Source organism: Variovorax sp. YR266 (genome assembly GCF_900107295.1).
GTDB lineage: Bacteria > Pseudomonadota > Gammaproteobacteria > Burkholderiales > Burkholderiaceae_C > Variovorax.
Genome location: NZ_FNPM01000010.1, coordinates 191,433 through 217,976, shown reverse-complemented (window position 1 = coordinate 217,976; position 26,544 = coordinate 191,433). Strand labels below are relative to the sequence as shown.

At 65.7% G+C, this 26,544-nt stretch carries 31 protein-coding genes; 14 read left to right on the top strand and 17 right to left on the bottom strand.

Translation table 11 applies throughout. The features are described from left to right. The 3 genes from BLW48_RS25530 to BLW48_RS25520 all read left to right on the top strand — a co-directional run. The coding region (locus BLW48_RS25530) for an RHS repeat domain-containing protein (RefSeq protein WP_305367591.1) at positions 1-810 on the top strand (810 nt) is incomplete at its 5' end. Further along, positions 779-1,285 (top strand): tetratricopeptide repeat protein, encoded by a 507-nt coding sequence (locus BLW48_RS25525; protein ID WP_093178193.1) that lies wholly within the window; start codon positions 779-781, stop codon positions 1,283-1,285. The genes BLW48_RS25530 and BLW48_RS25525, both read left to right, overlap by 32 nt. Before the next feature lie 273 nt (positions 1,286-1,558). Then, the gene (locus BLW48_RS25520) at positions 1,559-1,831 is read left to right on the top strand and encodes a hypothetical protein (protein ID WP_143047780.1); all 273 of its coding nucleotides are present in this window, start codon (positions 1,559-1,561) and stop codon (positions 1,829-1,831) included. A gap of 585 nt (positions 1,832-2,416) precedes the next feature. Here BLW48_RS25520 and BLW48_RS35880 read toward each other — a convergent pair. From BLW48_RS35880 to fliF, 17 genes are all read right to left on the bottom strand, one after another. Further along, a complete protein-coding gene (locus tag BLW48_RS35880) occupies positions 2,417-2,731 on the bottom strand; it encodes a hypothetical protein (protein ID WP_093178188.1) in 315 nt (104 codons plus the stop codon). Positions 2,732-3,076: 345 nt separating this feature from the next. Then, positions 3,077-4,489: an amidase gene (locus BLW48_RS25505; RefSeq protein WP_093178186.1), complete on the bottom strand. Its 1,413-nt coding sequence runs from the start codon at positions 4,487-4,489 to the stop codon at positions 3,077-3,079. 14 nt (positions 4,490-4,503) lie between these two features. Continuing rightward, on the bottom strand, positions 4,504-5,295 hold the full coding sequence (locus BLW48_RS25500) for a transporter substrate-binding domain-containing protein (protein ID WP_093178185.1): 792 nt from the start codon (positions 5,293-5,295) through the stop codon (positions 4,504-4,506). Between the two features lie 78 nt (positions 5,296-5,373). After that, positions 5,374-6,057: a GntR family transcriptional regulator gene (locus BLW48_RS25495; protein ID WP_093178183.1), complete on the bottom strand. Its 684-nt coding sequence runs from the start codon at positions 6,055-6,057 to the stop codon at positions 5,374-5,376. Between the two features lie 96 nt (positions 6,058-6,153). After that, a complete protein-coding gene (gene fliR / locus BLW48_RS25490) occupies positions 6,154-6,939 on the bottom strand; it encodes a flagellar biosynthetic protein FliR (protein WP_177142406.1) in 786 nt (261 codons plus the stop codon). Positions 6,940-6,967: 28 nt separating this feature from the next. Beyond that, positions 6,968-7,237: a flagellar biosynthesis protein FliQ gene (gene fliQ / locus BLW48_RS25485; RefSeq protein WP_093178182.1), complete on the bottom strand. Its 270-nt coding sequence runs from the start codon at positions 7,235-7,237 to the stop codon at positions 6,968-6,970. Between the two features lie 10 nt (positions 7,238-7,247). Beyond that, positions 7,248-8,009, bottom strand: coding sequence for a flagellar type III secretion system pore protein FliP (fliP, locus tag BLW48_RS25480; RefSeq protein ID WP_093058548.1), 762 nt, complete (start codon positions 8,007-8,009; stop codon positions 7,248-7,250). Beyond that, positions 8,006-8,422: a flagellar biosynthetic protein FliO gene (fliO, locus tag BLW48_RS25475; RefSeq protein WP_093077289.1), complete on the bottom strand. Its 417-nt coding sequence runs from the start codon at positions 8,420-8,422 to the stop codon at positions 8,006-8,008. The genes fliP and fliO overlap by 4 nt, the downstream gene beginning before the upstream one ends. Next, positions 8,419-8,871 carry a flagellar motor switch protein FliN gene (gene fliN / locus BLW48_RS25470; RefSeq protein WP_093178180.1) on the bottom strand — a complete coding sequence of 151 codons (453 nt, stop codon included), beginning with the start codon at positions 8,869-8,871 and terminating at the stop codon, positions 8,419-8,421. The genes fliO and fliN overlap by 4 nt, the downstream gene beginning before the upstream one ends. Then, on the bottom strand, positions 8,864-9,865 hold the full coding sequence (fliM, locus tag BLW48_RS25465; protein ID WP_093058551.1) for a flagellar motor switch protein FliM: 1,002 nt from the start codon (positions 9,863-9,865) through the stop codon (positions 8,864-8,866). Before fliM ends, fliN begins: the two co-directional genes overlap by 8 nt. Before the next feature lie 27 nt (positions 9,866-9,892). After that, positions 9,893-10,405, bottom strand: coding sequence for a flagellar basal body-associated protein FliL (gene fliL / locus BLW48_RS25460; RefSeq protein WP_093178178.1), 513 nt, complete (start codon positions 10,403-10,405; stop codon positions 9,893-9,895). A gap of 151 nt (positions 10,406-10,556) precedes the next feature. Beyond that, a complete protein-coding gene (locus BLW48_RS25455; protein WP_177142403.1) occupies positions 10,557-11,981 on the bottom strand; it encodes a flagellar hook-length control protein FliK in 1,425 nt (474 codons plus the stop codon). A 28-nt stretch (positions 11,982-12,009) separates the two neighbouring features. Further along, positions 12,010-12,465, bottom strand: a complete 456-nt coding sequence (gene fliJ, locus BLW48_RS25450) for a flagellar export protein FliJ (RefSeq protein ID WP_093058554.1) — start codon at positions 12,463-12,465, stop codon at positions 12,010-12,012. After that, positions 12,462-13,925 (bottom strand): flagellar protein export ATPase FliI, encoded by a 1,464-nt coding sequence (gene fliI, locus BLW48_RS25445; RefSeq protein ID WP_093178175.1) that lies wholly within the window; start codon positions 13,923-13,925, stop codon positions 12,462-12,464. Before fliI ends, fliJ begins: the two co-directional genes overlap by 4 nt. A gap of 5 nt (positions 13,926-13,930) precedes the next feature. Further along, positions 13,931-14,719, bottom strand: coding sequence for a flagellar assembly protein FliH (fliH, locus tag BLW48_RS25440; protein WP_093178174.1), 789 nt, complete (start codon positions 14,717-14,719; stop codon positions 13,931-13,933). Further along, on the bottom strand, positions 14,706-15,704 hold the full coding sequence (gene fliG / locus BLW48_RS25435; protein WP_093058557.1) for a flagellar motor switch protein FliG: 999 nt from the start codon (positions 15,702-15,704) through the stop codon (positions 14,706-14,708). The genes fliH and fliG overlap by 14 nt, the downstream gene beginning before the upstream one ends. Then, on the bottom strand, positions 15,697-17,433 hold the full coding sequence (gene fliF / locus BLW48_RS25430; RefSeq protein WP_093178172.1) for a flagellar basal-body MS-ring/collar protein FliF: 1,737 nt from the start codon (positions 17,431-17,433) through the stop codon (positions 15,697-15,699). Before fliF ends, fliG begins: the two co-directional genes overlap by 8 nt. 285 nt (positions 17,434-17,718) lie before the next feature. On the opposite strand from fliF, the gene fliE reads away from it, so the two are divergent. From fliE to motA, 11 genes are all read left to right on the top strand, one after another. Further along, a complete protein-coding gene (gene fliE / locus BLW48_RS25425) occupies positions 17,719-18,042 on the top strand; it encodes a flagellar hook-basal body complex protein FliE (RefSeq protein WP_093077280.1) in 324 nt (107 codons plus the stop codon). 178 nt (positions 18,043-18,220) lie between these two features. Next, entirely contained in the window at positions 18,221-19,879 is a 1,659-nt protein-coding gene (locus BLW48_RS25420) for a FliC/FljB family flagellin (protein WP_093058560.1), read from the top strand. Positions 19,880-20,050: 171 nt separating this feature from the next. After that, positions 20,051-20,413 carry a flagellar protein FlaG gene (locus BLW48_RS25415; RefSeq protein WP_093058561.1) on the top strand — a complete coding sequence of 121 codons (363 nt, stop codon included), beginning with the start codon at positions 20,051-20,053 and terminating at the stop codon, positions 20,411-20,413. A gap of 55 nt (positions 20,414-20,468) precedes the next feature. Next, positions 20,469-21,911 (top strand): flagellar filament capping protein FliD, encoded by a 1,443-nt coding sequence (gene fliD / locus BLW48_RS25410; protein ID WP_093058562.1) that lies wholly within the window; start codon positions 20,469-20,471, stop codon positions 21,909-21,911. Positions 21,912-21,930: 19 nt separating this feature from the next. Beyond that, positions 21,931-22,350 (top strand): flagellar export chaperone FliS, encoded by a 420-nt coding sequence (gene fliS / locus BLW48_RS25405; RefSeq protein WP_093178170.1) that lies wholly within the window; start codon positions 21,931-21,933, stop codon positions 22,348-22,350. Positions 22,351-22,380: 30 nt separating this feature from the next. Further along, positions 22,381-22,713 (top strand): flagellar protein FliT, encoded by a 333-nt coding sequence (locus BLW48_RS25400; protein WP_256216787.1) that lies wholly within the window; start codon positions 22,381-22,383, stop codon positions 22,711-22,713. A gap of 34 nt (positions 22,714-22,747) precedes the next feature. Next, positions 22,748-24,043, top strand: a complete 1,296-nt coding sequence (locus BLW48_RS25395; RefSeq protein ID WP_093178168.1) for a flagellar hook-length control protein FliK — start codon at positions 22,748-22,750, stop codon at positions 24,041-24,043. Next, positions 24,040-24,315, top strand: coding sequence for an EscU/YscU/HrcU family type III secretion system export apparatus switch protein (locus BLW48_RS25390; RefSeq protein WP_093077277.1), 276 nt, complete (start codon positions 24,040-24,042; stop codon positions 24,313-24,315). The genes BLW48_RS25395 and BLW48_RS25390 overlap by 4 nt, the downstream gene beginning before the upstream one ends. A gap of 304 nt (positions 24,316-24,619) precedes the next feature. After that, positions 24,620-25,012 carry a flagellar transcriptional regulator FlhD gene (gene flhD / locus BLW48_RS25385; RefSeq protein WP_371127410.1) on the top strand — a complete coding sequence of 131 codons (393 nt, stop codon included), beginning with the start codon at positions 24,620-24,622 and terminating at the stop codon, positions 25,010-25,012. Continuing rightward, entirely contained in the window at positions 25,009-25,596 is a 588-nt protein-coding gene (gene flhC / locus BLW48_RS25380) for a flagellar transcriptional regulator FlhC (protein WP_093058567.1), read from the top strand. The genes flhD and flhC overlap by 4 nt, the downstream gene beginning before the upstream one ends. Before the next feature lie 78 nt (positions 25,597-25,674). Next, complete coding sequence (gene motA, locus BLW48_RS25375) at positions 25,675-26,535, top strand: flagellar motor stator protein MotA (protein WP_093058568.1); 861 nt, start codon at positions 25,675-25,677, stop codon at positions 26,533-26,535. Positions 26,536-26,544 lie beyond the last annotated feature (9 nt).

Below are 26,544 nucleotides of genomic sequence, written 5' to 3'. Positions count from 1 at the left end.
CTGATCGCGGAGGTGGGCAGCGGGGGCACGAACAGTGCGGGGCAGAGCCAGTACATCTACCTGCCGACGGGCAATGGGCCGATGCCGGTTGCGGCTGTCGTCAATGGCAGCACCTATGCGGTGCACAGCGATCACCTGAACACGCCACGCAGGCTGACCAACGCAGATGGGCAAGCGGTTTGGCAATGGGGCTACAGCGCCTTCGGTGAAGACAAGCCCACGACAGCAAAGAACCGCTTCGCCAATCTTGAGACAACAACCAACCCGGGCACCACGAGCATCTCGGAGGTGAAGTTCAACCTGAGGTATCCGGGGCAGTATGCGGATGAGGAGTCGGGCCTCAACTACAACTACTTCAGAAGCTACGACACGAGGACGGGACGGTATAGCCAGCCGGATCCGATTGGGCTGGATGGTGGGTGGAATCGGTTTGGGTATGTATATGCGAATCCGCTGAGCTTCACGGATCCGCTTGGCCTAGATCCAAAGTATGAGAAGCCGCCAAATCCGAACAAGAGGCCCCCCCCGGATCATCGTATTCCGGGTTCTGAGCGCGAGCGGAACGTGGGCCATCCAGACGGAGAAGAGCATAGTAAAAACTCGAAGAAGCAGCGTGCCTCTGGGTTGAAGGGCGCCCGCGGTGCAAGAGGCGTCGGTGGCTTGCTGCTATGGGACATCATCAACGAAATCTGCGATGAGACTCCAGGGGTCGGAGGTTGTGAGGTCATCAAGCCACCCCCACCGCCACCGAATGAACAGTTATGTTTGAAGGAAGGCAATGGTGACGACACCGAAAGAAAAATCTTTTGACTTGGTCCACGGCCTCTTGAAGACGGGAAAGGCTAGACAAGTGCGCAGATGCCTTGTTGATGCACGAACGGGACGCCTGCGACAGGCCTACGCTTGGGATGCCAATCACGCTTGGTATTGCGTGGGCAATGCGGAGTTCGACCTTGAGAACTATGGGGAAGCGGTGGCAGCATATCGGCGAGCCTACAAAGCGGATCCGCACGACGCACAAAGTCTTTGGGCGATCGGGAATTGCTACGATGCAATGAAGAGGCCCAAGCTCGCTGAGCGGGTTCTTCGCAAGGCGTTGCAGTTGGAAGGTGTTCGAAGCAAAGACGAGGCTGCACTCTTGGTCAATCTGGGAAACGCATTGTTTGACCAGAAGCGCTTTCTGGAAGCTGCTGCTGCGTACTTTCCAGTCAGTGGGCGTCGAGATCAGTTGGGGCGTAAGGCTCGCCTGAACTTCAAAACGGCAAGTGAAATGGCAAGTCGGTGAGCACGCGGCGGCTGCTCAACTCCTTCCTTCTCAGACGAGACGGAAATGATTGGCTTTTCTCTCTACTGGACTACCATCAAGTGGGGTATCAACTTCCTCCAAGGGGTTGACTTGGTTTGGTGGCACTGGCGTGGTAGGCGCGGGCCAAATCAGCATCAACGATTCGGGGCAGCTTCAAGGCACAAGAGGAGGCGCACGCGGGCAATTAGGTGCAGGTGCCGGAGCCGGCTTTACCCAATGCACGCAAAGAACTTGGTGCGTCAGGAGATGAACATGAAACACGGAGTTGGATTTCTCGCTGTACTCGCGCTCTTTGGAGTGCTCATCCTGTTGTTTATTTTGTTGTACCGAAGGCTCTATGCAGGAAAGCCGCAAGCGGGGCTTCATCTTCAGGCGCTTGGCGTTAGCTTGGCTTGGCTTGGCGGCGTACTTGCCTTTACGATGGACCTTGTCGAACTCGCTTCTGGTTTGGCCTTTCTCGGTTTTGTGATAGGCATCTTTGGCTTGTTCTTGCACACACGCCCGGCGCGCGAGAGCGAGCCCTAATGGTTGGATCTGCCAGTGAGGCAAGGAGCAGCATCCCACTCCTGCTTCTTTGCTGTACTCGGGCGAAACAGATTGGGTAGATGGTCATGGTCGGATTGATTTCTGTCTTATTGCTTCTCCCTTCAGCTATCTCTCTCGGATTTCTCGCCTATTTTTGCGTCCGATGGATGATCCTCAAGAGAAAGAAAAAATACACAGCCGTCGATCATGCGAAGGACTTCCTTGGAGTATTCGCTACGGTCGTTCCAAAGCTGCTGAACGAAGAGGAAAGGCGCCTGATGCGTGGGATTGTGCTCAGCATGGCGTCTCTCATTGTTTGCTCCAGCTTTGTGATTCTGGGCGTAAGGCAATTCCAATAACCTGCAGCCGACGCTAAGTCACCCAGCCCAGCACCGCACTGCGCCCTTCCAGGTTATGCAATCAATTCCACGTCAGCCGGTCGATCGCAACGGAGCAGTTGTGCGCGTGGGGTCGCGGGTCCGGGTTCTTGGCCTCTCAGGTGAATGACTCGACCAACTGCCTCAAGAGGAGAGCGAGCGAGTTGTTCGGCCTCTTGTAGCCGAGCATCGACAACCTTGAAGGAGTTCATCTGGCACCTCCGCCACTCAGGGCAACACGTAGCGACTGCATCGCGGAATCGGCCGTTTCAATCCGCCGCTGCAGTTCCTCATTGACCACCAGCACCAGCGCGCTGAGTTCGGTGCGGGTCGGATACACCTCTTCCGTATCGTTCACACCCTGCGGAACGATGAGCTTTTCGAGACACGCGTAGGCACGATGCACAGCGTGAAGGCTGTCGATGTCATCGCATGCCTGCAGCGCAAGCGATTCAACGCTGGCGGCTTCAGAAGATTCGGGAAATGAGTGAACGCGCGCGGACGCGCGAGCGGATGCAGCCATGAATGGCCTCCAAGGGTTTCGGTTTGCTGAAACCGACGCACTCAACGCCAATTGAGGGCGGCAGCTCGACGGGTTGGCGTACCGGGAAACCACTTGCGTGAAACCGGCCGGGCTCGCGCCCGCCCATCGAGCCGCCAAAACTGGAGGCACGAACGACAAAGCCGCAGACCCTGCGGGGTGACTGCGGCTTTCGTCGCAGTGATTTCAGCGGGACGCCAATCCCGATCACGCCTGTTTTTGACATGACGGGCGCAGTATAGCCACGCAGACATCTGCGATCGAAACGAGCGCGATGCCCCTATGGCCCGCAGTTCCAACCCAAATGCCGGGTGGAACCTCCTCATTTCAGCCCGTTGAGTGAAACCCTTCGTCCCACAGCGCAGGCCATGGAAAGGCTTCCTCATACTGCATGGCCAATGCCAGCAGTTCGGTATCGTGGCCGGCCGATGCGACCAGCTGGATGCCGGTCGGCAGGCCCTCTGCATGCGCGCTTGGCAATGCAATGGCCGGCAAGCCCGCGGCATTGGCGAAGGCGGTGAAGACGGCATGTCCGCGCGGGCCGACTTCCGTGTCCGCTATCCGCTCGGGGTGGCTCTGCTCGCAGGGCCAGGGCAGGGCGGCCGTCGCCGGGGTGAGGATGAAGTCGTAGCGGGCGAAGACGACTTCCATCTGTCGCTCGAGCTCGCGCACTTCCGCCAGCACGTCGAACAGGCCGGACGCATCGAGCTTCAGGGCGGCGTCGAAATTCGCCTGCGCGACCGCGCCGCAGCGTGAGAGATCCGGGTGAACGCCCTCGGGCAATCCGAACTCGGGCCATTGCCATGCGCGCTGGAGCATCCAGGCGAGCCCTGCATTGGAAAGCGTCGGCCACAGCGCGTTGATCGCCTCCGACCAGTTCACCTGCTGCTGTGCTTCGTCCACCGCATGCCCCAACGCGGCAAAACCCTCGGCCGCGCGACGCACCGACGCGGCGATGCGAGGGTCGACGGCATGGGTGCCGAAGCGGGGCACGAAAAGAATGCGAGACGGCGAGGGCTGGCCGGCCTCCAGGCGCGACCCTGCGATCGCCTCCGTCAGATGCTGTACGTCTTTCACGCAGCGACCGATTCCGCCGGCCACTTCGTAGTCGAGGAATATCTCTGGCAAGCCGCGTTCCCTGCGCACGAGGCCACGCGAAGGCTTGAACCCCACGAGACCGCAATGCGATGCAGGCCGTCGGATGGAGCCGCCGCCATCGGTAGCCAGGGCCAGTGGTCCCAAGCCCGCCGCGACCGCCGCCGCAGCACCGCCCGACGATCCGCCCGGCGTCAGCGCGGTGTCCCAGGGGTTGCGGGTCGTGCCGTGCAGGGCGTTGGAGGTGTAGCCCTGCATCGCGAATTCAGGCAGGTTCGATTTGCCGAACAGCACGGCGCCCGCCGCACGCAGGCGCGCCACGGGCAGCTCGTCGTGCGATGCGACAAAGCCCTGCAGCAGCCTGCTTCCCCACGACGTGGGAAGACCCGCGACGTGCATGTTGTCCTTGACGCTCATTGGCACGCCGTCGAGCGGGCCCAGCGGCTGGCCGGTGGCCCAGCGTGCCGCGCTGGACGCCGCCGCGCGCCGTGCGCCTTCCCGGTCGAGTGCCACGAAGGCGTTGAGCGAGGGCTCGCAAACCTCGGTGCGTGCCAGGCACGCCTGCAGCGCGTCGAGGGGTGTGAACAACTGCTTTGCGTACCCGGCAGTCAACAGCGCCGCACTGAGGCGCCATGGCTCGTTCATGTCGTGGGCGCGCCTTACTGCGGCAAATCGCCGGCGGGGCGGCCCAGCCACTTGACGGCCAGCTTGTCGAGTTCGCCGCTCTTCTTCGCATCGAGCAAGATCTCGTTGACCTTGAGCCGCAGCGCGTCCTCTCCCTTGGCCACACCGACGAAGTTCGGGGAATCCTTCAGCACGAACTTGAGCTCGCTTCCAAGTTGCGGGTTCTTCGCCATCATGGTGCTCGCCACCTGGGCGCTGGTTGCCACCAGCTGCGTCTGTCCGGCGACAAAGGCCGAGATGGTCGCGTTGTTGTCCTCGAAGCGGCGCAACTCCACGGAGGCCGGCGCCACCTTGGTGAGTTCCGCGTCGTCCACGGAGCCGCGCGTGACGGAGATGGATTTGCCCGCGAGCTCAGCCGGCGCTTTCACGGACAGCGTCTTCGGGCCGAACACGGCGATGAAGAAGGGCGAGTAGGCCACCGTGAAGTCGATGACTTTCTCGCGCTCCGGGTTCTTGCCCAGCGTCGAGATCACGAGGTCGGCCTTCTTGGTCTGCAGATAAGGGATGCGGTTCGCCGTCGAGACCGGAATCAATTCGACCTTGGCGCCGAGCTTGCCGGCGATCAGCCGCGCGACTTCGATGTCCAGCCCCTGGGGCGCCATGTCCGGGCCGACCGAGCCGTAGGGCGGAAAGTCGGTGGGAATCGCGATCCGGACCGTCTTGCTCTTCGTGATCGTGTCCAGCGCGTTCTGTGCGTGCGAGGCGCCGGCTGCGAGAAAGGTGAGGGCGGCTGCGAGGCCGAGGGAAAGGTGGCGTTTGCTGAACATGATGGCGTGCTCCGAGGTTGGGATGGGCGTTGAGAAGAAGTCGGCAGGGAAATCGGGGGGCGCGTGGCAGGGGATGCTTCACCGGGGCGCAGACAGCGGCGTGAGCGCGAGCCGCAGCTCGGCCAACGGGTCGGGCGTCTGGTCAGCGGGCACCCGCAGCTTGAGTTGCCAGGTCGACAGGTGGGCGAAGACGCGTTGTTCGGCCAGGGCCATGTCGCCGGCTTCCAGCGCCTCGACGATGGCGCTGTGCTCGCTGAAGGAGTGCGCAGCCTCGTCTTCCGACTGGTAGCGCAAGGCGATCAGCATCGTGCGTGCGGTGAGGTCGCGAACCGTGGCCGCGAGCACGCTGTTCCCCAGGCATTCGGCCAGGCAGACGTGAAAGTCTCCCAGCAGGAAGCTGCGCGCTCCCACATCGGTGCCTTCGACCGCTTCGCGCTGACGCTTCAGGTGCGTGCGCAGCCGCTGCAGCGCCTTGGAGGCCGGAGGCTTGCTGCACCGGATGAGGCCGGTCTCGATCACGAGGCGCGCGTCGAAAGCGGCCTGGGCTTCCTCCAGCGACAGCTCGACCAGGTACCACCCGCGACGCGCGCTGGCCTTCACCATGCCGCGAACCGACAAGGTGGTGAGCGCCTCGCGCACCACCGCGCGCGGTGCATCGAAGAGGTCGCACAGTTGCTGTTCGCCGAGGCGGGCACCCGGTGCGAGCTTCTTGGCGAGGACGGCCTCGACGATGCGCTCGCTGATGTCGGTGGAAGATGGCATGCGTCTGATCAAGCAGATCTCGTGCCATCTGATTAATCAGTTTGATGCACCAGTTTGGATCTTCATGCGATCCGGGTCCTTTGCATCACCTTCGAATCAGGGCCGCAACCCCTGCGTGACCCGCAACATATTCCCCACAGCCTCCCCAAACCGAGGCTCCAGAAACGCCCCCAGATTCGGCATCAACAGCTGCATCATGAAAATCCCCGCCAGCAGCGTCAGCGGAAAGCCCACTGCGAAGATGCTGAACTGCGGCGATGCCCGGTTCAGGATGCCCATGGCCAGGTTCAGCGTAAGCAGCGCGGTAATCAGCGGCAGCGCCAGCATCAGCCCGCTGGCAAAGATGTCGCCTCCGGCCAGCACCAGGAACATCCACCCACCAGACGCAAGCGGCGCATCTGCAATAGGCAGTGTGTGAAAGCTCTCAGCCAGTGCATTCACCATCAGCAGATGCCCGTCGAGCGCCAGGAAGATCAGCATCGCCAGCATGTTCAGCAGGCGCGACACCACCATGGTGCTGCCGTGGCTCATCGGGTCGAAGAACGATGCGAACGACAAGCCCATCTGCAGGCCGATGTATTCGCCCGCGGCCAGCACGGCGGTGAACACGAGCCGCACCGTGAAGCCCATGGCCACGCCGATCAGCACCTGCTGCACGATGATCCACACGCCGCCGGCGGACACCACCGGCACCGTGGGCAACGCCCCGATGGTGGGCGAGATCACGAAGGCCAGCATGGCGGCAATGGCCACTTTCACGGGCCGTGGCACCCACGCTTCGCCGAAGATCGGCGCGGTGCTCACCAGTGCGAGCATGCGCACAAAGGGCCAGAGGAAAGCCACCATCCAGCCCTCGAGCTGGGCCGAGGTGACCGAGATGATCGACGGGGTCACGTCACCTCAAATCACGTCACGCCAGCATTTGCGGAATGCCGGCGAACAGCGCGCGGATGTAGTCGAGCATGCGGTCGAGCATCCATGGACCTGCGATCACCAGCGTGGCGAACACGGCCAGCAGCTTGGGAATGAAGGACAGCGTGGCTTCGTTGATCTGCGTGGCGGCCTGGAAGATGCTCACGATCAGGCCGATGACCAGCGCCACCAGCAGCAGCGGCGCGCCGATGAGCAGCGAGATCTCCATGGCCCGGTAGCCCATGGTCATGACGGATTCGGGATTCATCTCTGCGTACCTAGAGGTAGAAGCTTTGCGCGAGCGCGCCTATCAGCAGTTGCCAGCCGTCGGCCAGAACGAAGAGCATCAGCTTGAAGGGCAGCGCAATGGAAGCAGGCGGCACCATCATCATGCCCATGGACATCAGCACGCTGGCCACCACGAGGTCGATGATGAGAAACGGTATGAAGATGGTGAAGCCGATCTGGAACGCGGTCTTCAGCTCGCTGATGACGAAGGAGGGCAGCAGTATGCGCAGCGGCACGTCTTCGGGGCCTTGCATCTCAGGCACCTTGGCGAGCCGGGCGAACAGGGCCAGGTCGTTCTCGCGGGTCTGCTTGAGCATGAAGGTCTTGAAGGGCGCAATGCCGCGCTCCAGCGCGGTGTCGACGCTGATCTTGTTCTCGGAGAAGGGCTTGTAGGCCTCGTTGTAGGCCTTGTCGAGCACCGGTGACATCACGAAGAAGGTGAGGAAGAGCGACAGCCCCACCAGAATCTGGTTGGGCGGCGAGGTCTGCGTGCCGATGGCGGTGCGCAGCAGGCCCAGCACGATGAGGATGCGCGTGAAGCTGGTCATCGACAGCAGCAGCGCGGGCAGGAAGGTGAGCGAGGTCAGCAGCACCATGGTCTGCACGCTCAGCGACCAGGTCTGGCTGCCGCCGGGGCCGGGCGTGCTGGTGATGCCGGGCAGGCCCTGCGTCCATGCAACGGCGGGCAGCAGCGTGGCGGCGAGCAACAGCAGCGCGGCGCGCATGCCGCGGCGCAATGCGGGGTTCTTCATGGGGCAGGACGATGCGGCTTGCCCGAGAGGGCTTCACGCAGCTTGCGGGCAAAGAGTTCGACAGGTGTGGGTGCGACCGATGGCGACGCGGAGGCTGCAGCAGCCGCATGGGCCTGTGCCGGCAGCGTGTGCAGCGTGTTGACCTGGCTCGGCGTGACGCCCAGCACCAGCCAGGTGTCGCCCACTTCCACCACGACCACGCGCTCGCGCTGGCCGACTGCGGCGCTCGACACCACCTTCACCAGTTGGCCGCTGCCCAGGCGCTGGAGGCCGAAGCGCCGCGCCAGCCAGGCGCACAGAAAAATCAGGCCGACCACCGCCGCCATGCCGAAGCCGGCCTGCAGCAGGCCCGATGCGCCAACGGCAGCCGGAGCCACGTCGTGAACGGGCGTGGGCACGGTGGGAAGGCTCATGCGCGCGCGAGCTTCTGCATGCGCTCGGAGGGCGTGACGATGTCGGTCAGGCGAATGCCGTACTTCTCGTTCACCACAACCACTTCGCCTTGCGCAATGAGGTAGCCGTTGATCAGCACGTCCAGCGGTTGGCCGGCCAGGCCGTCGAGCTCCACCACCGAGCCCTGCGACAGCTGCAGCAGGTTCTTGATGGTGATGCGCGTGCGGCCGATCTCGGCGGTGAGCTGCACCGGCACGTCGAGCACGCGCGCAATGTCGACCGGCGTGGAGGACGAGTGCGCGGGAGCCGGCGCGTCCTGGATCTGCTGGAAGACCTGCGCGGTGGCTGGCGCGAATGTGGGTGCGGGGGCGGGTTCGGATGCGGCAGGGGCCGAGGCGGCCGTCTGCTCGGCCAGGGCGCTGGCCCAATCGTCCGCGTCGCTGCTGCCGGAAGAGGTGTTGTCAGTCATGGTCGTTCTTCAAATCGCTGTCTTGGTGGGAGATCATGTGTTGCACGCGCAGCGCATAGCGCTCGTTGGAGGTGCCGTAGCCGCACTCCATCACCGGCACGCCGCCGACCTTGGCGACGACCGTCTCGGGCAGCTCGATGGGAATCACGTCGCCGATCTGCAGCTTCATCACTTCGCCCAGCGTCGATGGCATGGTCACGAAGTCGGCCACCAGCTCGACGTCGGCGGCCTGCATCTGGCGCGACATCTGCTTGACCCAGCGCTTGTCGACCTCGACCTCGTCCTGGATCGGGTTGGACAGCAGGTCGCGGATCGGCTCGATCATCGAGTAGGGAATGCACACGTGCAGGAAGCCGCCGACGGGGCCGAACTCGATCTGCAGCGTGGTGTTGATCACCACCTCGTTGGGCGCGACGATGTTGGCGAGCTTGCCGTGCATCTCGGCGCGCACGTAGTCGAAGTCCAGCGGAAACACCGGCTGCCATGCGTCGCCATAGCACTGTAGCGACAGGTCGAGCAGGCGCTTGATGATGCGCTGCTCGGTGCGCGTGAAGTCGCGGCCTTCCACGCGCACGTGGTAGCGGCCGTCGCTGCCGAACAGGTTGTCCACCACGAGAAACACCAGCTTCGGGTCGAACACGAAGAGGGCGGTGCCGCGCAGCGGCTTCATGTGGATCATGTTGATGTTCGCGGGCACCGGCAGGTGCCGCACGAACTCGCCGTACTGCTGGATCTGCACCGGCCCCACCGAGATGTCGGGGCTGCGGCGCATGAAGTTCAGCAGCGCGCCGCGCAGGCCGCGCGCAAAGCGGTCGTTGATGACCTCCAGCGTGTGCATGCGGTTGCGCACCACGCGGTCGGGCGCGCCGAGGTCGTAGGCCGGCAGGCCGTCCTTCGGCGGTGCGGGGGAGGCCGCCTGGTCGAGGTCTCCGCCGGTGACGCCTTGCAGAAGCGCATCGACCTCGTCCTGGGAGAGCACCTGTTCATACGCCATGGATCGCTTGTCCGAAGGAAGAGGTGGTCACTGCACGACGAACGTGTTGAAGGAGACGCTGGAGATGCCCAGTTCGGGCGTGTCCGGGGCCAGCGGGGTGCTCAGCGCCTTGCGGATCTCCTCGGCCAGCTTGGCCTTGTCTTCTGGCGCCACCACCGATTCGGGCGCGCGGTTCGACAGCAGGAGCAGCAGGCGGCTGCGCACCTCGGGCATGAACTCGACGAGCTGCGCCTTGGTCTGCTCGTCGCGCACGCGCAGTGCCATGCCGATCTGCAGGAAGCGGCCGCGGCCTTCCGACTGCAGGTTGACGGTCAGCGGCTCGAGCGTCAGGAAGATGGGCTTCTCGGGCGTCGGCGCCTTGGCCGTTTCGGTGGAGGCGGCGCCCATGAAGCGGGGCAGGAAGACATACGCGGCCGCGCCGCCGGCAGCGATCAGGCCGACGGCGATCACGATTCCGATCAGCAGCTTCGAGGAGCGGCGGGGGGCCAGCGTTGCGGAGATGGCCGGTGCGACAGTTGCGGCGGGTGATGAGGTAGCCATGGTTAAGCGGTTTTTCTTGTCCGATCTATTCTTTGCGAAGTCCCTCGTGGACGAACGGCCGAACAAGCGCACAAAGGCGTTTCATATCCGTTCATTGCGGGGCGCCGCATAGGGCGCCGTCGCGGGCGGGGGGCGAATGTGTTGCCAGGGCTCAGGCGAAGGTGTCCACCCCGGCTGCGTTGTTGGAAGCACCCGCGCGCACGGCGGCGAGGGGCGCAATTGCCGGAGCGCTTGCCGTGGTGCGGCCTGTGCCGGGGTAAGGGGAGGCCGCCTGCTGCCGCGCGGCGTTCTGCTGCTGTTGCTGGCTTTGCTGCTGTGCGAAGGCGGCGTCGTTGCCGAAGGGCTGGCGGGTTTCCGCGCCGACCGAGGTCTGGCCCAGCGTGATGCCCTGCTCCGACAGCGAAGTGCGCAGCTGCGGCAGCGCGGCCTCGATGGCCTTGCGCACGCTCTCATGGGCCGACACGAACATGGCCTGCGCCTGGTTGTCGCCCATCGACAGCGTCACCTTGAGTGGGCCGAGACCGGCTGGGTTCAGGTTGAGTTCGGCCGTGTGATTGCCGCTGGTGCTCATGCGCGCCAGCTGCTGGCCGAGGGCCGGCGCCCATTTGTCGCTGCCGACTTCGGGGGCGATGGTGTGCACGGGGGCGCGTGTGGCGGCCGTGTCGTTCGCGCTGTCTGATGAAGCGGTTGCTATTGCGGCGGGCTGCTGGAGCGCGATGGGTGCCACGGGTGGCTGGGCGTCCGTGTCGCTGGCGGTCGCGGCTGCCACTGCTGCAATGGGCGCGGCCTTGGCTTGCGTATCGTCGGCCGCTTCGGGTTGCTGCGCGGCGCTGGCCAGTTGCTCGGCGGTGGTGGCGCTCACGGGGGCGCGCGATGCGGCGCTGCGGCCGGTCGCGGCGGTGCCGATCGGCGAACCGGCGGGAGCGGATGCGGGCTTCGCGATGCCGACGGACATGGTCTGTGCCGCGATGGCGGCGCGGGCGAGTTCGTGCAGCGAGGCGGCTGGCGCGGTGTCGGCCTGGAGTTGCGCAGCCTGGGTGGCGGGCAGTGCGGCCGTCGCGGGTTTCGTAGCGGCATCTTTCGAGACCACAGCGGCTTCGGGTGCGGCCGATGCATCGGGGACGGCTGCATCAGCGCCAAGCGTCTTCGCGGCAGCGGCCTGCAGGGCCGGGTCCAGCGGAATGTCTGCCGCCGCACCGGCGGGCGCTGTTGCGGCGGTGGCGTCGGCCGCGCCTTCACCCTGTTGCTGTTGAGCAGAGCGCCCCGCGAGCGTCAGCGCATGCAGCGGCGTGTGCGCCGTCCCGAGAAAGGCGAGGTTCGGATCGGCGGGCAGCGCGTCTTCTTTCTTCGTGTCTTCATCCGCGCCGCGCTTGCGCACGGGCTTGCGGTCGATGGCGGCGACATCCTGTGCGCCGTCTTTCGGCGCCGCGTCGCCGTGGCTGCCGTTGTTCGCGCGCGAACGCTCCAGCGCCGCGCCAAAGCTGCGGCCCTGGTCTTCGTCCGCGCCGCGGTTGCGCACGCCGGTCTGCGCGGCAGGCTGGCTGGTGGCGTTCGTCATGACGGGGGGCGTGATCATGGGAGTCATGTCGGTTCCTGCGTGAAGATCAAAGAGTCGGGTGCGAGGCGCGGTCGAAGAACTTGCGCGCCGCGCGCTCGTCGCTGTCGCGCTGCTCGCGCTTGGCCTCGGCCATCATTTCCTGCATGCGCACGCGCTCGGCCAGCGTGTCGAAGGAGCTCAGGCGGCGCTTTTGCTGCTGCCAGTCGGTGCGGCCGGTGTCGAGCCGGGTCTCGGTCTGCGCCGCGATGGCGCGCTGCTGCTCGATGGCACCGTCCAGCGTGCCCAGAAAGTTGCGGTAGTTGCGCCACTGAGAAGAAGGCAGGCCGTCGCGCATCAACGCGTCGAGCTGGTCGTGATAGTCCTGCCGGTACTGCAGCAGCAGTTCGAGCTTCTGGCTGGCGTTGAGGTGCGCGTTCTGCAGCGCACCCAGGCGCCGCGCGGCGTCGTCGGTCTGCGTGTGCGCCAGGTCGATCAGCATGCCGAGAGGGAGCTTGCGTGTCATTTCGTGAATCTCTGCGGTGTTGTTGTCGTGGATGCGCGCTGCTCGGTCGCGAACAGGCTCTCGAGGTGCCCGATCGATTCGGCGTAGCCCGCGCGTTCGTCCATCGACTGCTGCAGGAAGCCTTCGATGCGCGGGTACATCGCGATCGCCTGGTCGAGCTGCAGGTCGTGCCCGGGCGCATAGGCGCCCACGCTGATCAGGTCGCGGTTGCGCTGGTAGCGCGAGAGCATCTGCTTGAAGCGGCGCACCGAGTCGTACTGCGAAGACGGAATCAGCGCGGTCATGGCGCGGCTGATGGAAGCCTCGATGTCGATGGCGGGGTAGTGCCCGGCCTCGGCCAGCGTGCGCGAGAGCACCACGTGGCCGTCGAGAATCGCGCGCGCCGAATCGGCAATCGGGTCCTGCTGGTCGTCGCCCTCGGACAGCACCGTGTAGAAGGCGGTGATCGAGCCGCCGCGCCCCTGCGCATCGCGCGCGCCGTTGCCCGCGCGCTCCACCAGCGCCGGCAGCTTGGCGAACACCGACGGCGGATAGCCCTTGGTGGCAGGCGGCTCGCCCACGGCCAGCGCAATCTCGCGCTGCGCCATCGCGTAGCGGGTGAGCGAGTCCATGATGAGCAGCACGTCCTTGCCGCGGTCGCGGAAGTATTCGGCCAGGCAGGTTGCATACGCCGCGCCCTGCAGGCGCAGCAGCGGCGAGTTGTCGGCGGGCGCGGCCACCACCACCGCGCGGGCCAGGCCCTCTTCGCCCAGCGTGTTCTCGATGAAGTCTTTCACCTCGCGGCCGCGTTCGCCGATCAGGCCGACGACGATGACCTCGGCGCTGGTGTAGCGCGCCATCATGCCCAGCAGCACGCTCTTGCCCACGCCGGAGCCGGCGAACAGGCCCATGCGCTGGCCGCGGCCGACGGTGAGCATCGCGTTGATGGCGCGCACGCCCACGTCGAGCACCGAATCGATGGGCGCACGCGACAGCGGGTTGACGGGCGGCGTGCTCAGCGGCACCTTGCGCGCGATGTCGAGCGGACCGAGCCCGTCGAGCGGCCGACCGGCCGCATCGACCACGCGGCCGAGCATGCCTTCGCCCACGGGCAGGCGCTTGGTGTGGGCGTTGCCGATCATGCCGGCTGCATCGGGCTCCGGCGAGCCGGGCCGCGCGAACACGCGCGCTCCGGGCACGAGGCCCGCCACTTCGGTCTGCGACATCAGGAACAGACGGTCGCCGGCGAAGCCAACGACCTCGGCTTCGGCATGGCGCTGCGGATGGCCAGGCGGCAGTTCGATCAGGCAGTCGCTGCCCACGGGCAGTTGCAGGCCCACGGCTTCGAGCACCAGCCCGACGGCGCGGGTGAGGCGGCCCGAGGCGATGGTGGTCTCGCAATGCGCGACGTTGGCGCGCGCTTTCTCCAGCGCGGCGCGCACCGATTGCAGATGGGCGTTGGGGGCGGCGGTGGTCTGCATGGGCGTCAGAGCGAGTCGGCCTGCCCGTCGGCGTCGCCGTGCAGCGAGGCGGTCACGCGCTTCCAGCGCGTGCCGAGCGTGCCGTCGAGTTCGCCGGTGGCGGACTGCACGCGGCAGCCGCCGCGCGCGATGGTGTCGTCAGCGCGCACTTGCCAGCCGGCGGCTTCGATCTCGTTGCCCAGGCTGTTCTTCACCAGTGCCACGTCGTCGGGGTTCAGCAGCAGGCGCGGCTCACCGCGCAGCGCGGGCTCGGTGTTGAGCAGGTCGCGCACCACGGGCAGCACCCATTCGGGCTCGGCCTTCAGCGTGCGGTGCACCACCTGGCGCGCCACGTCGAGCGCGAGCGCGAGCATGGCCTGCGAAAGTTCTTCCTCTGCGCGGCGCAATGCGTCGGGCAGCGACTGGGCCAGCGCGCGCAGGCGTTCGGCATGCACGCTGGCGGCCGCGAGGCCGGTGGCCAGCCCTTCGGTGTGCCCGACCTTGCGGCCTTCGGCAAGCCCGGCGGCGCGGCCCTCGGCCTCGCCGTCGATGCGGGCTTCCCTGCGGATGCGCGCGATGTCGGCAAGGTCGACCCTGGGGGCGGGCGGTGCAGGCGGCGGGCCGTTGCGTTCGGCACCCTTGCGGCTGGCGGGCGCCTTGCCGTCGATGGTGCCCATCTCCCAGCGCTCCCAGGCCGAAAGCGTGGGCGTGGGTGCAGGCTTCGGTCCGGCCGCTGCATGGCGCGCGGCGGCGTGGATGGCGGCAAGCCGTTCGCGCGACTCGCCGAAGGCGCCGTTGGTGTCAGACGAAGTCATCGGTGCCAGGCGCCGCGATCACGATTTCGCCAGCCTCCGCCAGACGGCGGGCGACTTGCAGGATGGCCTTCTGCTCGGTCTCGACCTGCGACACGCGCACGGGGCCGCGCAGCTCCATGTCTTCGCGCAGCGTCTCGGCGGCGCGCTGCGACATGTTGTTGAGGAACTTGTCGCGCAGCTCCATCGGCGCGCCCTTGAGCGCGATGATGAGCGAGTCGGACTCGATGTCCTTGAGCAGGCGCTGGATGCTGCGGTCTTCGAGGCCCAGCAGGTTCTCGAACACGAACATCTCGTCGACGATGCGCTGGGCCAGCGCCTCGTCCTGTTCGCGCACATGGGCGATGGCTTCTTCTTCCACACCGGTGCTCATCAGGTTGACGATCTCGGCCGCGGTGCGCACGCCGCCCAGGCGGCTGCGGCGCACGCCCTGGCCCGCGAGCATTTCGGTGAGCACGTCGGTCAGCTCGTTCAGCGCCGAGGGCTGCACGCCGCCGAAGGTGGCCACGCGCATGATCACGTCGTGGCGCAGCCGCGCCGGCAGCTTCTCCAGCACTTCCGATGCCTTCATGCGGTCCAGGTGCACGAGCAGCGTTGCCAGGATCTGCGGATGCTCGTCGCGGATGAGCTCGGCCACTTCGCCGGCCTCGAGCTCGTTGAGCCGCTCGATGCCGCCGTGCGGCTCGTCGGGCTGCAGGATGTCTTCGAGCAGGTTGCTGGCGCGGTCGTCGCCCAGCGCCTTCTTCAGCACGGCGCGGATGTAGCTGGTCGAGCCCAGGTGCAGGGCCGACAGCTGCTCGGTCTCGTGGCGGAATTCGGAGAGCACGGCGGCCAGCTCGTCCTTGGAGACGGAGCTGAGCTTCGACATCGCAAGGCCCAGCGCCTGCACCTCGGAGGTGGGCAGCTGGTGCAGCGCGGCTGCGGCGCGGTCTTCGCCCAGCGCCATCAGAAGAATGGCGCTCTTGCGGGTTCCCATTTCGCTATTCATCGTTGTGCATCCAGTGCTGGATCAGGGTGGCCACCAGCTTCGGGTCCTTGTCGGCGGCCTGGTGGGCGTATTCCATGTCGGCCTTGCGGCGGTTGGCCTCGCGCTCGCGCAGGCTTTCGTCGGGGGAGGGCGCGTTCGGGTCCGGCTCCGCGGCCGGCGCGAAGGCGGGGCCGGAGGACGCCGCGGGTGCAGGCGCGGGAGCCAGGTGCCGGCGCATCAGCGGACGCAGCACGGCGAACCAGGCGAAGAGCGCGAGCAGCCCGTACAGCAGGTACTGGCCCAGCATCTTGCCGAGCTCGATGTTCTCGCGGTCGCGCCAGAACGGCACCTCGGGCGCGGGGGCGCTGTCGGCGTCGCGGGCGAAGGCACTGTTGACCACGTTGAGCGAGTCGCCGCGATCCTGGCTGAAGCCCATGGCTTCCTTCGCGAGGTTGCGGATCTGCTCCAGCTCGGCCGGAGTCAGCGCGCGGCTGCTGCTCTTGCCGCTCGCGTCCACCGCATCGCGGTTGTTCACCACCACGGCGACCGACAGGCGCTTCACGCCACCGGCGGCCTGCTGCACGTGGCGGATGGTGCGGTCGAGCTCGTAGTTGGTGGTGGTGTCCTTGCGCGTGCTGCTCGGGCCGGTGGGGGCGGTGCTGGCCGTGGAGCCTGCCACGCCCGGTGCACCCGGAGCGCCGGGTGTTCCCGGTGCGGGCGGCGTGCCCGGTGCGTTCGGTGCACGCGGGCCGGTGATGGGCGCGGTCGGGTTCACCGGCGGCTGGTTCGACAGCGCGCCCGGCACGCCGCCGGGTTGCCCGCCGCCGTGCTGCGCCGATTCGCTGCTCTGCTGGCTGCGGATGGCGACCTGCGTCGGGTCCTGGTTGGGCTTGTATTTCTCGTCGGTGTGCTCGACCACCGAGAAGTCGATGTCGGCCGCCACCTGCGCGCGCACATTGTTCGCGCCCACGATGGGCTGCAGGATCGCCTCGATGCGGCGGATGTAGCCCTGCTCGATCTCCTGCGCGTACTTGAGCTGGCTCACGTCCAGCCCGCGGTCGCCGCCGCGCGCCGAAGACAGCAGGTTGCCGCGCTGGTCGACCACGGTCACGCTCTTGGCGTCGAGGTCGGGCACGCTGCTGGACACCATGTGCACGATGGCGCTGACCTGGCCTTCGTCGATGCTGCGCCCGCGTGCGAGCGCGAGCACCACCGAGGCCGATGGCTTCTTCTGGTCGCGCACGAAGAGCGAGGGCTTGGGCAGTGCCAGGTGCACGCGGGCCGACTCGATGGCGCCGATGGATTCGATGGAGCGCGCCAGCTCGCCTTCGAGCCCGCGCTGGTAGTTGACCTGCTCGGCGAACTGGCTGGTGCCGAACTTCTGGTTGTCCATCAGTTCGAAGCCGACGCCGCCGGCCTTGGGCAGGCCCTGCGCCGCGAGCTTCAGGCGCGTCTCGGCCACCTTGTCGCCCGCGATCAGGATCGCGCCGCCGCCGTCGGCGAACTTGTAGGGCACGTTCATCTGCTGCAGCGACGCGATGATCGCGCCGCCGTCGCGGTCCGACACGTTGGTGTAGAGCACCTTGTAGTCGGGCCCGCGGCTCCAGAGCATGAACGCGGCCGCGGCGGCCACCAGGGCCGCGCCTCCAATGATCCGCGGCAGCCGGGGCTGCGCGCGCATGCGGTCCAGTAGCGCAGGCTGGCCGTTGCCGGCCGCAGGCACAGCACCCGCGGGCGCCGCCGTGCTCATGGGTGCACCTTCGTCGTGGCGGTTGCCGTTGCCATGGTGGGAGTGGAGATTCGGTGTAGAGATTTCATTCCGGATGGCCCGTGATGTCGTCCGCGGCCTGTTCGTTTCGCCGACGATTGTCAACAGTCACCCGGAATTCGAATGCCCGAACAGCCGGGGTTTTTGCCCTCAGTTGCGCGCTTGAATCGGGGTCTTCCCTTGATACGCTGCAAGCAGGCAGGAGGGCTTTTGCCCCTCCATGTCAAGTCACGCAGAAGTGTTCAAACAAAGGAAGAGGGATCTCCCATGTCGATCAGTGCCATCGAATCCGTACTGCAGCAGATGCGCGCCACCGCGCTGCACACGGGCATTGCGCCCGCGGCCGCTGCCGGTACGCCGGTCGAAGCCGGCGGTTTCGCAGCCGAGCTCCAGCGCTCGCTTTCCAACATCAGCGGCGCGCAGCAACAGGCCTATGCGCAGGCCGAGTCGTTCGAACTGGGCAAGCCCGGTGTCGCGCTCAATGACGTGATGGTCGACCTGCAGAAGGCCAACGTCGCCTTCCAGACCGGGCTGCAGGTGCGCAACCGCCTGGTGACCGCCTATCAGGAAGTGATGAACCTGCAGGCCTGAGGGTGCGGGTTGGTGGCATGGGCAGCCTGTGCAACTTTTTTGTACGTTGCCCTAAAGGTTCGTGAGACCCCGCCGATAACCAAGTCAACGATGGCTTGAGTCTCACAGTGGAAGCGGGTCCAGCGTTACGGCCGAAGGCCGGAGTCCACAACCTTTTTTCATCAATCAGGAGTCGAACATGGCGCAAGTCATCAACACGAACAGCCTCTCTCTCATCACGCAGAACAATCTCAACAAGTCGCAGTCGGCGTTGAACAGCGCCATCGAGCGCCTGTCTTCGGGCATGCGCATCAACAGCGCCAAGGATGACGCTGCCGGCCAAGCCATTGCCAACCGCTTCACGGCCAACATCAAGGGCCTGACGCAAGCAACGCGCAACGCCAACGACGGCATCTCGATCGCCCAGACGACCGAAGGCGCGCTGACCGAAGTCAACAACAACCTGCAACGCATCCGCGAACTGTCGGTGCAAGCCGCCACGGGCACGAACTCGGCAAGCGACCTGGACTCGATCCAGTCGGAAATCGGCCAGCGCCTGGACGAAATCAACCGCGTCTCGGAACAGACCCAGTTCAACGGCGTGAAGGTCCTGTCGGCAGACGCCGGCAAGCTGACCGTTCAAGTCGGCGCGAACGATGGCGAAACCATCGACATCGACCTGCAAGAAATCAGCGCCAAGACCCTCGGTCTGGACGGCTTCAACGTCAACAACACCGGTTCGAAGAACAAGACCGCCACGGCTTCCGACCTGCTGGTCGCCGGCTTCACCGCGGGTGCCACCACGAACGGCATCACGGCTTACAGCCGCACGCTGACCACGGCCGCCAACGGCGCCACGGCCAACGACGTGCTGGCCAAGATGCAGGACGGCGGCACGGTCACCATGACCGGCGGCGCAACCTACACCTACAGCGCAGCGACCAAGAGCTACACCGCCACGGAAGCTACCCGCAGCCAGGCCAACACGCTCGCTTCGCTGACCCCGCCGGCCGGCACCAGCGTGACCGCCACGGTCAAGCTCGGCAACCGTTCGATGGACGTCAAGATCGACAGCAACGGTGCAATGACCGACGCTGCCGACGGCTCGGCCCTGTACCTCGACGCGTCGAAGAACCTGACCAAGACGGGCGCTGGCGCGACTTCCGCCGCCACGCTGTCGGCAGTGCTCGAGCAAGCCACTGGCATGTCCGCCACTGGCGACTCGATCACCATCGGCGCAACCGGCGCTTCGTACACGGTGGTGACGGCAGCTGCCGGTGCCAGCACCTTCGCGGTTGCCGGCGAGCGCGCCACGGCCGACCAGGTCGCAGCCAAGATCAACGCTGGCGCAGGTTCCATCGACATCGACGGCGCTGGCGCTACCGCGGCCTACGCAGTGGCAGCAGCCGGCGGTGCTGTGACTGGTGCCTACATGGGCGTGAGCGGCCTGACGACGACCGCCGCCGAATCGATCAACCTGAACGCCAACGGCGTGGCGACCGATTCGCAAGGCAGCACCGTGTATGCCGATTCCACCAAGCCCGGCAAGGTGACGACCAACGCAGTGAGCGATGCCAAGTCGACGGTCGACCCGCTGAAGGCACTGGACGCTGCCCTGTCGAAGGTTGACAAGCTGCGCAGCTCGCTGGGTGCGGTGCAGAACCGTTTCGACTCGGTGATCGCCAACCTCGGCACCACGGTGACCAACCTGTCCTCGTCGCGTTCGCGCATCGAAGACGCTGACTACGCAGTTGAAGTGTCGAACATGACGCGCGCCCAGATCCTGCAACAGGCAGGTACCTCGGTGCTGTCGCAAGCCAACCAGACCACGCAAGGCGTGCTGTCGCTCCTGCGTTGATCGACAAGGTCTAGTTAGTCAGAAGCAAAGGAATGCCGGGCCCCTCCCGCAAGGGTGGAGTCCGGCTGGCGCAGGTCCCCGGAGCAAGCCGGGACCACTTGCGCTGCCCTCTGCGGCCATGCCCCAAGGGTGAGGCCCCAGAGGACAGCGAACCAGCAAGACAAGGTGGAAATGATGTTGAACCCCGTGCCGGCTACCCCCGTGATGGAGAACCAGTGGACGCAGCTGCTCGTCGGCGGCGCCGCGGCCGTGCGGGGCCTGGTGGCCGGTGCGAAGGGCGACGCTGCGGCCGACGCGAAGGACGACGCCACGCCGGTGCAGGTCGAGCAGGCGGTGCACCAGGTGAACGAAGCCTTCGCGCTGCGCGAGGTCGGCCTGCAGTTCGAGGTCGACAAGGACACAGACAAAGTCATCGTCAAGGTGGTGGACCGCGCCAGCGGCGAGGTCATCCGCCAGATTCCCAATGAAGACGTCGTGCGCATCGCGAAGCTGATGAGCGACGGCAACGGCTTGCTGGTGGACCACGCGGCCTGAGGCCGCACCAGATTCTTCATTCGTAGCAGAACACCCAATTCAGGAAAGCTTTCACATGGCAACCATCAGCAGCCTCGGCGTCGGCGCCAATCTCGACCTTGCCAGCTTGCTCACGCAACTCCAGACCGCCGAGAGCCAGCCCCTGGTGGCACTGCAGGCGAAGGCCAAGAGCTACACGAGCAAGCTGTCCGCCTACGGCACGATCCAGAGCGCGCTCAGCACGCTGCAGACGGCTGCCAAGAAGCTGGGCGACCCGACGCTGTTCCAGAGCGTGACCGGCACGCCGACCGTCAGCGGCATCCTGTCGGCATCCGCCACGGACGTGAGCGCCGCGGGCAACTACACCATCGACGTGTCGCAGCTCGCGCAGGCGCAGACCGTCATCACCGCGGGCCAGGTCGACACCAAGACCGCGATCGGCAACGGCAAGATCACCATCGACTTCGGCGCCATCACGGGCGGCACGCTCAACGCCACGACCGGCCAGTACACCGGCGCCACGTTCACCGCGGATGCGAGCCAGACCGCGAAGTCGATCACCATCGACCCGACCAACAACACGCTGGAAGGCATCCGCAACGCGATCAACGGCGCCAATGCGGGCGTGACGGCCACCATCGTGAACGACGGCAGCGGCTCGCCCAACCGGCTGGTGCTGACCTCTACGCAGACCGGTGAGAAATCGAGCATGCGCATCTCTGTGGACGGCGATGCGACGCTGCAGAACCTGCTGAACAACGACCCGGCCGGCACGCAGAACCTGAAGCAGACGGCAGCGGCGCAGAACGCCAAGCTCAACGTCAACGGCATCGACGTCACCAGCGCGAGTAACACCGTGAAGGAAGCCATCCAGGGCGCAACGCTGACGCTGGTGAACACCGGCAAGACCGGCCTGTCGATGAAGGAAAACACGGCCGGCGTGAAGACGGCGATCAACGATTTCGTGAAGGCCTACAACAGCCTCCAGAGCACCGCCGCGTCGCTGACCACGTACGACGCCGACACCAACACCGCCGCCGCGCTGGTGGGCGACAGCACGCTGCGCAACCTTCAGACGCGCATCCGCCAGGCGCTCACCACGCCGCAGGCCGGCGGCACCAACGACATGAAGGTGCTCACCGAGATCGGCGTGGCCTTCCAGAAGGACGGCACGCTGGCCGTGGATTCCGACAAGCTCGACAAGGCCCTCGCCAACAACCTGAAGGGCGTGGCGAACCTCTTCTCGAGCGCCACCGGCAGCACGGCCGGCTACGGCAAGCAGATCGATGCGCTGGTGACCGACCTCAACACCGGCGCCCTGAAGGTGGCCAGCGACGGCGTGACCTCCACCATCAAGCAGCTCGACGACCAGTACGACGCGATGCAACTGCGCGTGGACGCCACGGTCGACCGCTACCGCAAGCAGTTCAACCAGCTCGACGTGCTGATCAACAGCATGAACAACACGAAGTCCTATCTCACGCAGCAGTTCGAAGCGATGTCGAACAGCAGCAAGTAAGCAAGCGGGGCACCAGCCGATGTACACCTCCCACAACATGCGCACCGGCGCCGGCGCTTATGCGCGCGTCGGTGTGGAAACGAGCGCGATGAGCGCGTCGCCGCACCAGCTCATCGTGATGCTCTTCGATGGCGCGAAGACCGCCATCGGCATGGCCCGCCACCACATGGCGGCCGGCGATATCGAAGCCAAGGGCAATGCGATCTCCAAGGCCATCGGCATCGTCGACAACGGCCTGAAGGCCGCGCTCGACGCCCAGGCCGCCGGCGATGCCGGTGCCGAACTCGTGCGCAACCTGTCGGCGCTGTACGACTACATCGTGCAGCGGCTGTTTCGCGCCAACCTGCACAACGACGTGCAGGCCCTGGACGAGGCTGACCGGCTGCTCGAGAACGTCGCTTCCGCCTGGCGGGAGATCGACGACCGGGTCCGCAGCTGAAATGCAACCGCAAAAATGAGACAGGACAACATGGCATTCCGGAGTGAGGTCGTTCATTGCTACGAGGAGCTGGCAACCAGCATTGCATCGATGCTGGTGTTGGCACGCGCCAAGGAATGGGGCCGGCTCCCCGCGCTCGAAGAGCGTTGCGCGGCCATGGTCGAGCGATTGCGCGCCATCGAACCGTTCGAGACGCTGGATTCGATGCAGGTCGAGCACGTGCTCGATTTGCTCGAACGCATCCGCTCGGACCAGGCCGAGGTGTCGGGCCTCATCAAGCCGCAGATCGAGGACCTGATCGGCCGGATGGGGTATCTCACCCAGCAGAAGAACCTCGGCAGAGCCTACGGGCCGCCGCACTGAGCGCGGCCCGAAGAAACGCCGAAGAAGCCGCACCATGACTGCACTCGCCGGACTACTCGATGCGCTGCTGGCCGCAAGGCTGGCGCCGCGGCTCGACGTGCTGGGCATCAAGGCCGAGGCCGTCATCGGCGCGCCGGGGCCGGCCATGCCTGTCGGCAAGGTCGACAACGACGTGCGGCTGCCTTCCAATGCCGCGCTCGACCGGCAACTGCCGGGCGCGATGGCCGGCGGCACGGCGCATGCAGGCGCGGGTGCGACGCCGTCGGTGGCCATGCGGCTGTCGGTCGCGGCGCGCGTCATCGGCGCGGTGCTGGCCGACCTGCAGGCGCAGCCGGGGCCGGTGCGCGGCGCGGCGCCGCTGCTGTCGTCGCGCGGGCAGCCTGCGAGCGCTGCGGCGTTGGCCGGCGCGCTGGCGCAGACGGTGTCGGACAGCGGTCTCTTCTATGAATCGCACCTGGCGGAGTTCGCGGCCGGCAGCCGCACGCTCGCGCAGATGGCGCAGGAGCCGCAGGCGCGCTGGTCGGCGCCGGTGGCTGCGAGGCCCGATGTGGCGGCATTGGCTGCAGCCGTGGCTGTGGTTGCGCAGGCGCCTGCCTCCGCGACCTCCGTGGGGGTGTCCGGTGTGTCGCCGGCGCTCTTGGTGCAAGCCATGGTGGTATCGGTACCACAGGGCGATGCATTCCGCACTGTTGAGAATGCGCCTGTGCCGCAGGTGCCCGCCACAGATGCGCAGCCACAGGAAGCCGCTCGTTCCGCACAAGACCCCGCCCATGTTTCCGGGCAAGCCGTATCGAACGATGCCGCGCGCGTGCAGGCGGCCTATCGCCAACCCGAGAGCGCGCAGGTCGGCGGCATGCTCGATTCGATGCCCGCGCATCGTGCCGGCGATTCCGCACGCCAGGCCGACGGCGCTGCTGCCGTATCGGCATCGCGCGGCGCCGAAGTGATTCATCCGCAGGCCGTCACGATCGTGCACCAGCAGCTCGACCTGCTGGCCAGCGCAGTCTTCCGCTGGAGCGGGCAGGCCTGGCCCGACGTGCCGATGAGCTGGTCCATCGAGGAAGAGCAGGCGCAGCAGCGAGATGGCGCCGCGGCGGAAGAAGAGGGCACGCGCCGCTGGTCGACCACGGTGTCGCTGGCGCTGCCGCGGCTCGGCGAAGTCGATCTGCGCCTGAGTCTCGACGGCTCTGCCGTGCAAGCGCATCTCTTTGCGCGCGAGACCGCCACCATGGCGCGCCTGCGCGGCGACACGGGCCGGCTCGCGAAGCGCTTCGACGCAGCGGGCCTGCGGCTGCAGCAAGTGCAGGTCATGGCGAAGGCGGCGGCATGAACGAAGTGCTCGACAACCGCAACAGCGCCGTCGCGCTTTCGTATGCGGACAAGACACGGGCCCCGGTTGTCGTGGCCAAGGGCTATGGCGTGGTGGCCGAATCGATCATGCGCGAGGCGCGCGAGAACGGGCTTTACGTGCACTCGTCGGCCGACCTCGTGAAGCTGCTGATGCAGGTCGACCTCGATCAGCAGATACCGCCGCAGCTGTACCTCGCGGTGGCCGAGGTCATGGCGTGGATCTACGGCCTCGAAGGTCGCGCAGGCGACTAATTGAACAACGAATCAATGGCAAATAATGAATACGGATATTCATGCAAGAGATTTATCAGTGAATCAAAACAAGGCCATAGTATTTATTAATTCGATGCCTCTGATGAATAAATTACTGCCCAAAAACTCGCGATTGGAACAACTTGTTACGTGATTGTGTAACGCTTATGACCCTCACTCTCCGTGGGGACAAGTGGCGTTTCTGTCAGACGACTCCTACCTTTTTTGGTCTCCTGTCATACAAAACACTTCAACATGTAAAACTTTGTGTATATAATGTATACACGATTGATAGGAGCACGAAGTGAGCTTTGAATCGGAAATGGGATCAGACGTGGAAAATTGCAACATCACCGCAAACGGCGTGATTTCGAGAGAAATCGGCGAGATAAATCTGGCCTATATGCTGCTGGCGCAGAAGCTGGTCAAGCAGGATCGGGCCGAGGCCATGTTCCGCCTGGGAGTGGGGCGCGAGCTTGCCGATCTGCTGGCGAACATGTCGCTCAGCCAGATCGTGAAGCTGGCTGCTTCCAACTTCCTGCTGTGCAGCTTCCGCCTGGACGACCGACCGATGTTCGCGGTGGTCGGCGAGGGCAAGGAGCCGGCGCTGCAGCAGGCGCATATGTCGATCCTGATGGCTGCGCGACAGGCCCAGGCTCAAGCCCAGGCGCCGATGCGCGGAGCGAGCGCGGCGTGAGCAGCAAGAGCGTTCTGGGCGAGGTCCGGCAGGTCCAGCTCGCGATCGAGCTGATCGGTCTCGGCGCCCGGCTGCAGTTCCTGGAGGCGGCAGTCAAGCTGAGCCGGGAGCGCCTGATACGCCTCTACAAGGAACTCAAGGGCGTTTCTCCGCCCAAGGGCCTGCTGCCGTTCTCTACCGACTGGTACATGACGTGGCTGGCCAACATCCACTCGTCGATGTTCTACAACATCTACCGCTTCATGCTCGACGAAGCCGACGAGAACGAATTGCCTGCGCTCATCAAGGCCTATCGCCTCTACACCGAGCAGGTCGAGTCGCAAGGCGGCGAGGTGGTGCTCGACTTCACCCGCGCCGAGACCATGGTGCGCTTCTTCGACAGCGACATGCTGCAGCTGAGCACCTGCAGCCGCTGCGGCGGCCACTTCGTGGCCCACGCACATGACAACAAGAACGGCTACGTGTGCGTGCTGTGCCGTCCGCCTTCGCGCGCAGGCAAGGCGCGCAAGCCCAAGCTGTCCGAGGTGCGCCGGGGTGGGCTCGTCGCCGTGGCGCCGGTGCTCGACATCGGCGGCGCCGTCTAGGAAAAAAGTGCCCCCGCCTCCGGTGTCCGGAGGCCTGGGGTTTGTTGATTCGACGCCGCAGGGCGATAGGGGAAGCGCGTGCTGGTTCTGGCTGGATATCTCGTGGTGATAGGTGCCGTGTTCGGTGGCTACGGCCTCATGGGCGGGCACTTCGGCGTCCTGTTCCAGCCGGTGGAGTTGCTCATGATCGGCGGCTCCGCGCTGGGCGCGTTCATTGCCGGCAACAACGGCAAGACCATCAAGGCCACCATCAAGGAGCTGCCGCTGCTGCTGCGCACCTCCAAGCACAACCGCCAGCTCTACATGGACCTGATGGCGCTGCTGTACGAGCTGCTCGCCAAGGCCCGCAAGGAAGGGATGATGAAGCTGGAGTCCGACGTCGAAGACCCGACCCAGAGCGAGATCTTCATGCGCTACCCGAGCATCATGGCGCACGAGGGCATCACCGTCTTCCTGTGCGACTACCTGCGCCTGGTCATCAGCGGCAACACCGATGCGCACGAGATCGAGGCGCTGATGGACCACGAGATCGAAACCATCCGCCACGAAGCCGCGGTGCCCGGCCACAGCCTCTCGCGCGTGGGCGACGCACTGCCCGCGCTGGGCATCGTCGCGGCCGTGATGGGCGTTGTGCACGCGCTCGGCTCGGCCAACCTGCCGCCTTCGGAGATGGGCGCGCTCATTGCCCACGCGATGGTGGGCACCTTCCTCGGCGTGCTGCTGGCCTACGGCTTCGTGTCGCCGCTGGCCTCGCTGATCGAGCAGAAGGTGGAAGAGGGCATGAAGATCTACCAGTGCGCCAAGGTCACGCTGCTGGCCAACCTCAACGGCTACGCGCCGCAGCTTGCGGTGGAGTTCGGCCGCAAGGTGCTGTTCTCTACCGAGCGCCCGTCTTTCACCGAGCTGGACAACCACGTCCGCGAAGTCAAGGCGCGCTGACGCATACAC

Coding starts and splice junctions, on each gene's coding strand:
- BLW48_RS25525 (WP_093178193.1), top strand. CDS start 779: ATGGTGACGACACCGAAAGAAAAATCTTTTGACTTGGTCCACGGCCTC.
- BLW48_RS25520 (WP_143047780.1), top strand. CDS start 1,559: ATGAAACACGGAGTTGGATTTCTCGCTGTACTCGCGCTCTTTGGAGTG.
- BLW48_RS35880 (WP_093178188.1), bottom strand. CDS start 2,731: ATGGCTGCATCCGCTCGCGCGTCCGCGCGCGTTCACTCATTTCCCGAA.
- BLW48_RS25505 (WP_093178186.1), bottom strand. CDS start 4,489: ATGAACGAGCCATGGCGCCTCAGTGCGGCGCTGTTGACTGCCGGGTAC.
- BLW48_RS25500 (WP_093178185.1), bottom strand. CDS start 5,295: ATGTTCAGCAAACGCCACCTTTCCCTCGGCCTCGCAGCCGCCCTCACC.
- BLW48_RS25495 (WP_093178183.1), bottom strand. CDS start 6,057: ATGCCATCTTCCACCGACATCAGCGAGCGCATCGTCGAGGCCGTCCTC.
- fliQ (WP_093178182.1), bottom strand. CDS start 7,237: ATGAATCCCGAATCCGTCATGACCATGGGCTACCGGGCCATGGAGATC.
- fliP (WP_093058548.1), bottom strand. CDS start 8,009: ATGAAGAACCCCGCATTGCGCCGCGGCATGCGCGCCGCGCTGCTGTTG.
- fliO (WP_093077289.1), bottom strand. CDS start 8,422: ATGAGCCTTCCCACCGTGCCCACGCCCGTTCACGACGTGGCTCCGGCT.
- fliN (WP_093178180.1), bottom strand. CDS start 8,871: ATGACTGACAACACCTCTTCCGGCAGCAGCGACGCGGACGATTGGGCC.
- fliM (WP_093058551.1), bottom strand. CDS start 9,865: ATGGCGTATGAACAGGTGCTCTCCCAGGACGAGGTCGATGCGCTTCTG.
- fliL (WP_093178178.1), bottom strand. CDS start 10,405: ATGGCTACCTCATCACCCGCCGCAACTGTCGCACCGGCCATCTCCGCA.
- BLW48_RS25455 (WP_177142403.1), bottom strand. CDS start 11,981: ATGATCACGCCCCCCGTCATGACGAACGCCACCAGCCAGCCTGCCGCG.
- fliJ (WP_093058554.1), bottom strand. CDS start 12,465: ATGACACGCAAGCTCCCTCTCGGCATGCTGATCGACCTGGCGCACACG.
- fliI (WP_093178175.1), bottom strand. CDS start 13,925: ATGCAGACCACCGCCGCCCCCAACGCCCATCTGCAATCGGTGCGCGCC.
- fliH (WP_093178174.1), bottom strand. CDS start 14,719: ATGACTTCGTCTGACACCAACGGCGCCTTCGGCGAGTCGCGCGAACGG.
- fliG (WP_093058557.1), bottom strand. CDS start 15,704: ATGAATAGCGAAATGGGAACCCGCAAGAGCGCCATTCTTCTGATGGCG.
- fliF (WP_093178172.1), bottom strand. CDS start 17,433: ATGAGCACGGCGGCGCCCGCGGGTGCTGTGCCTGCGGCCGGCAACGGC.
- fliE (WP_093077280.1), top strand. CDS start 17,719: ATGTCGATCAGTGCCATCGAATCCGTACTGCAGCAGATGCGCGCCACC.
- BLW48_RS25420 (WP_093058560.1), top strand. CDS start 18,221: ATGGCGCAAGTCATCAACACGAACAGCCTCTCTCTCATCACGCAGAAC.
- BLW48_RS25415 (WP_093058561.1), top strand. CDS start 20,051: ATGATGTTGAACCCCGTGCCGGCTACCCCCGTGATGGAGAACCAGTGG.
- fliD (WP_093058562.1), top strand. CDS start 20,469: ATGGCAACCATCAGCAGCCTCGGCGTCGGCGCCAATCTCGACCTTGCC.
- fliS (WP_093178170.1), top strand. CDS start 21,931: ATGTACACCTCCCACAACATGCGCACCGGCGCCGGCGCTTATGCGCGC.
- BLW48_RS25400 (WP_256216787.1), top strand. CDS start 22,381: ATGGCATTCCGGAGTGAGGTCGTTCATTGCTACGAGGAGCTGGCAACC.
- BLW48_RS25395 (WP_093178168.1), top strand. CDS start 22,748: ATGACTGCACTCGCCGGACTACTCGATGCGCTGCTGGCCGCAAGGCTG.
- BLW48_RS25390 (WP_093077277.1), top strand. CDS start 24,040: ATGAACGAAGTGCTCGACAACCGCAACAGCGCCGTCGCGCTTTCGTAT.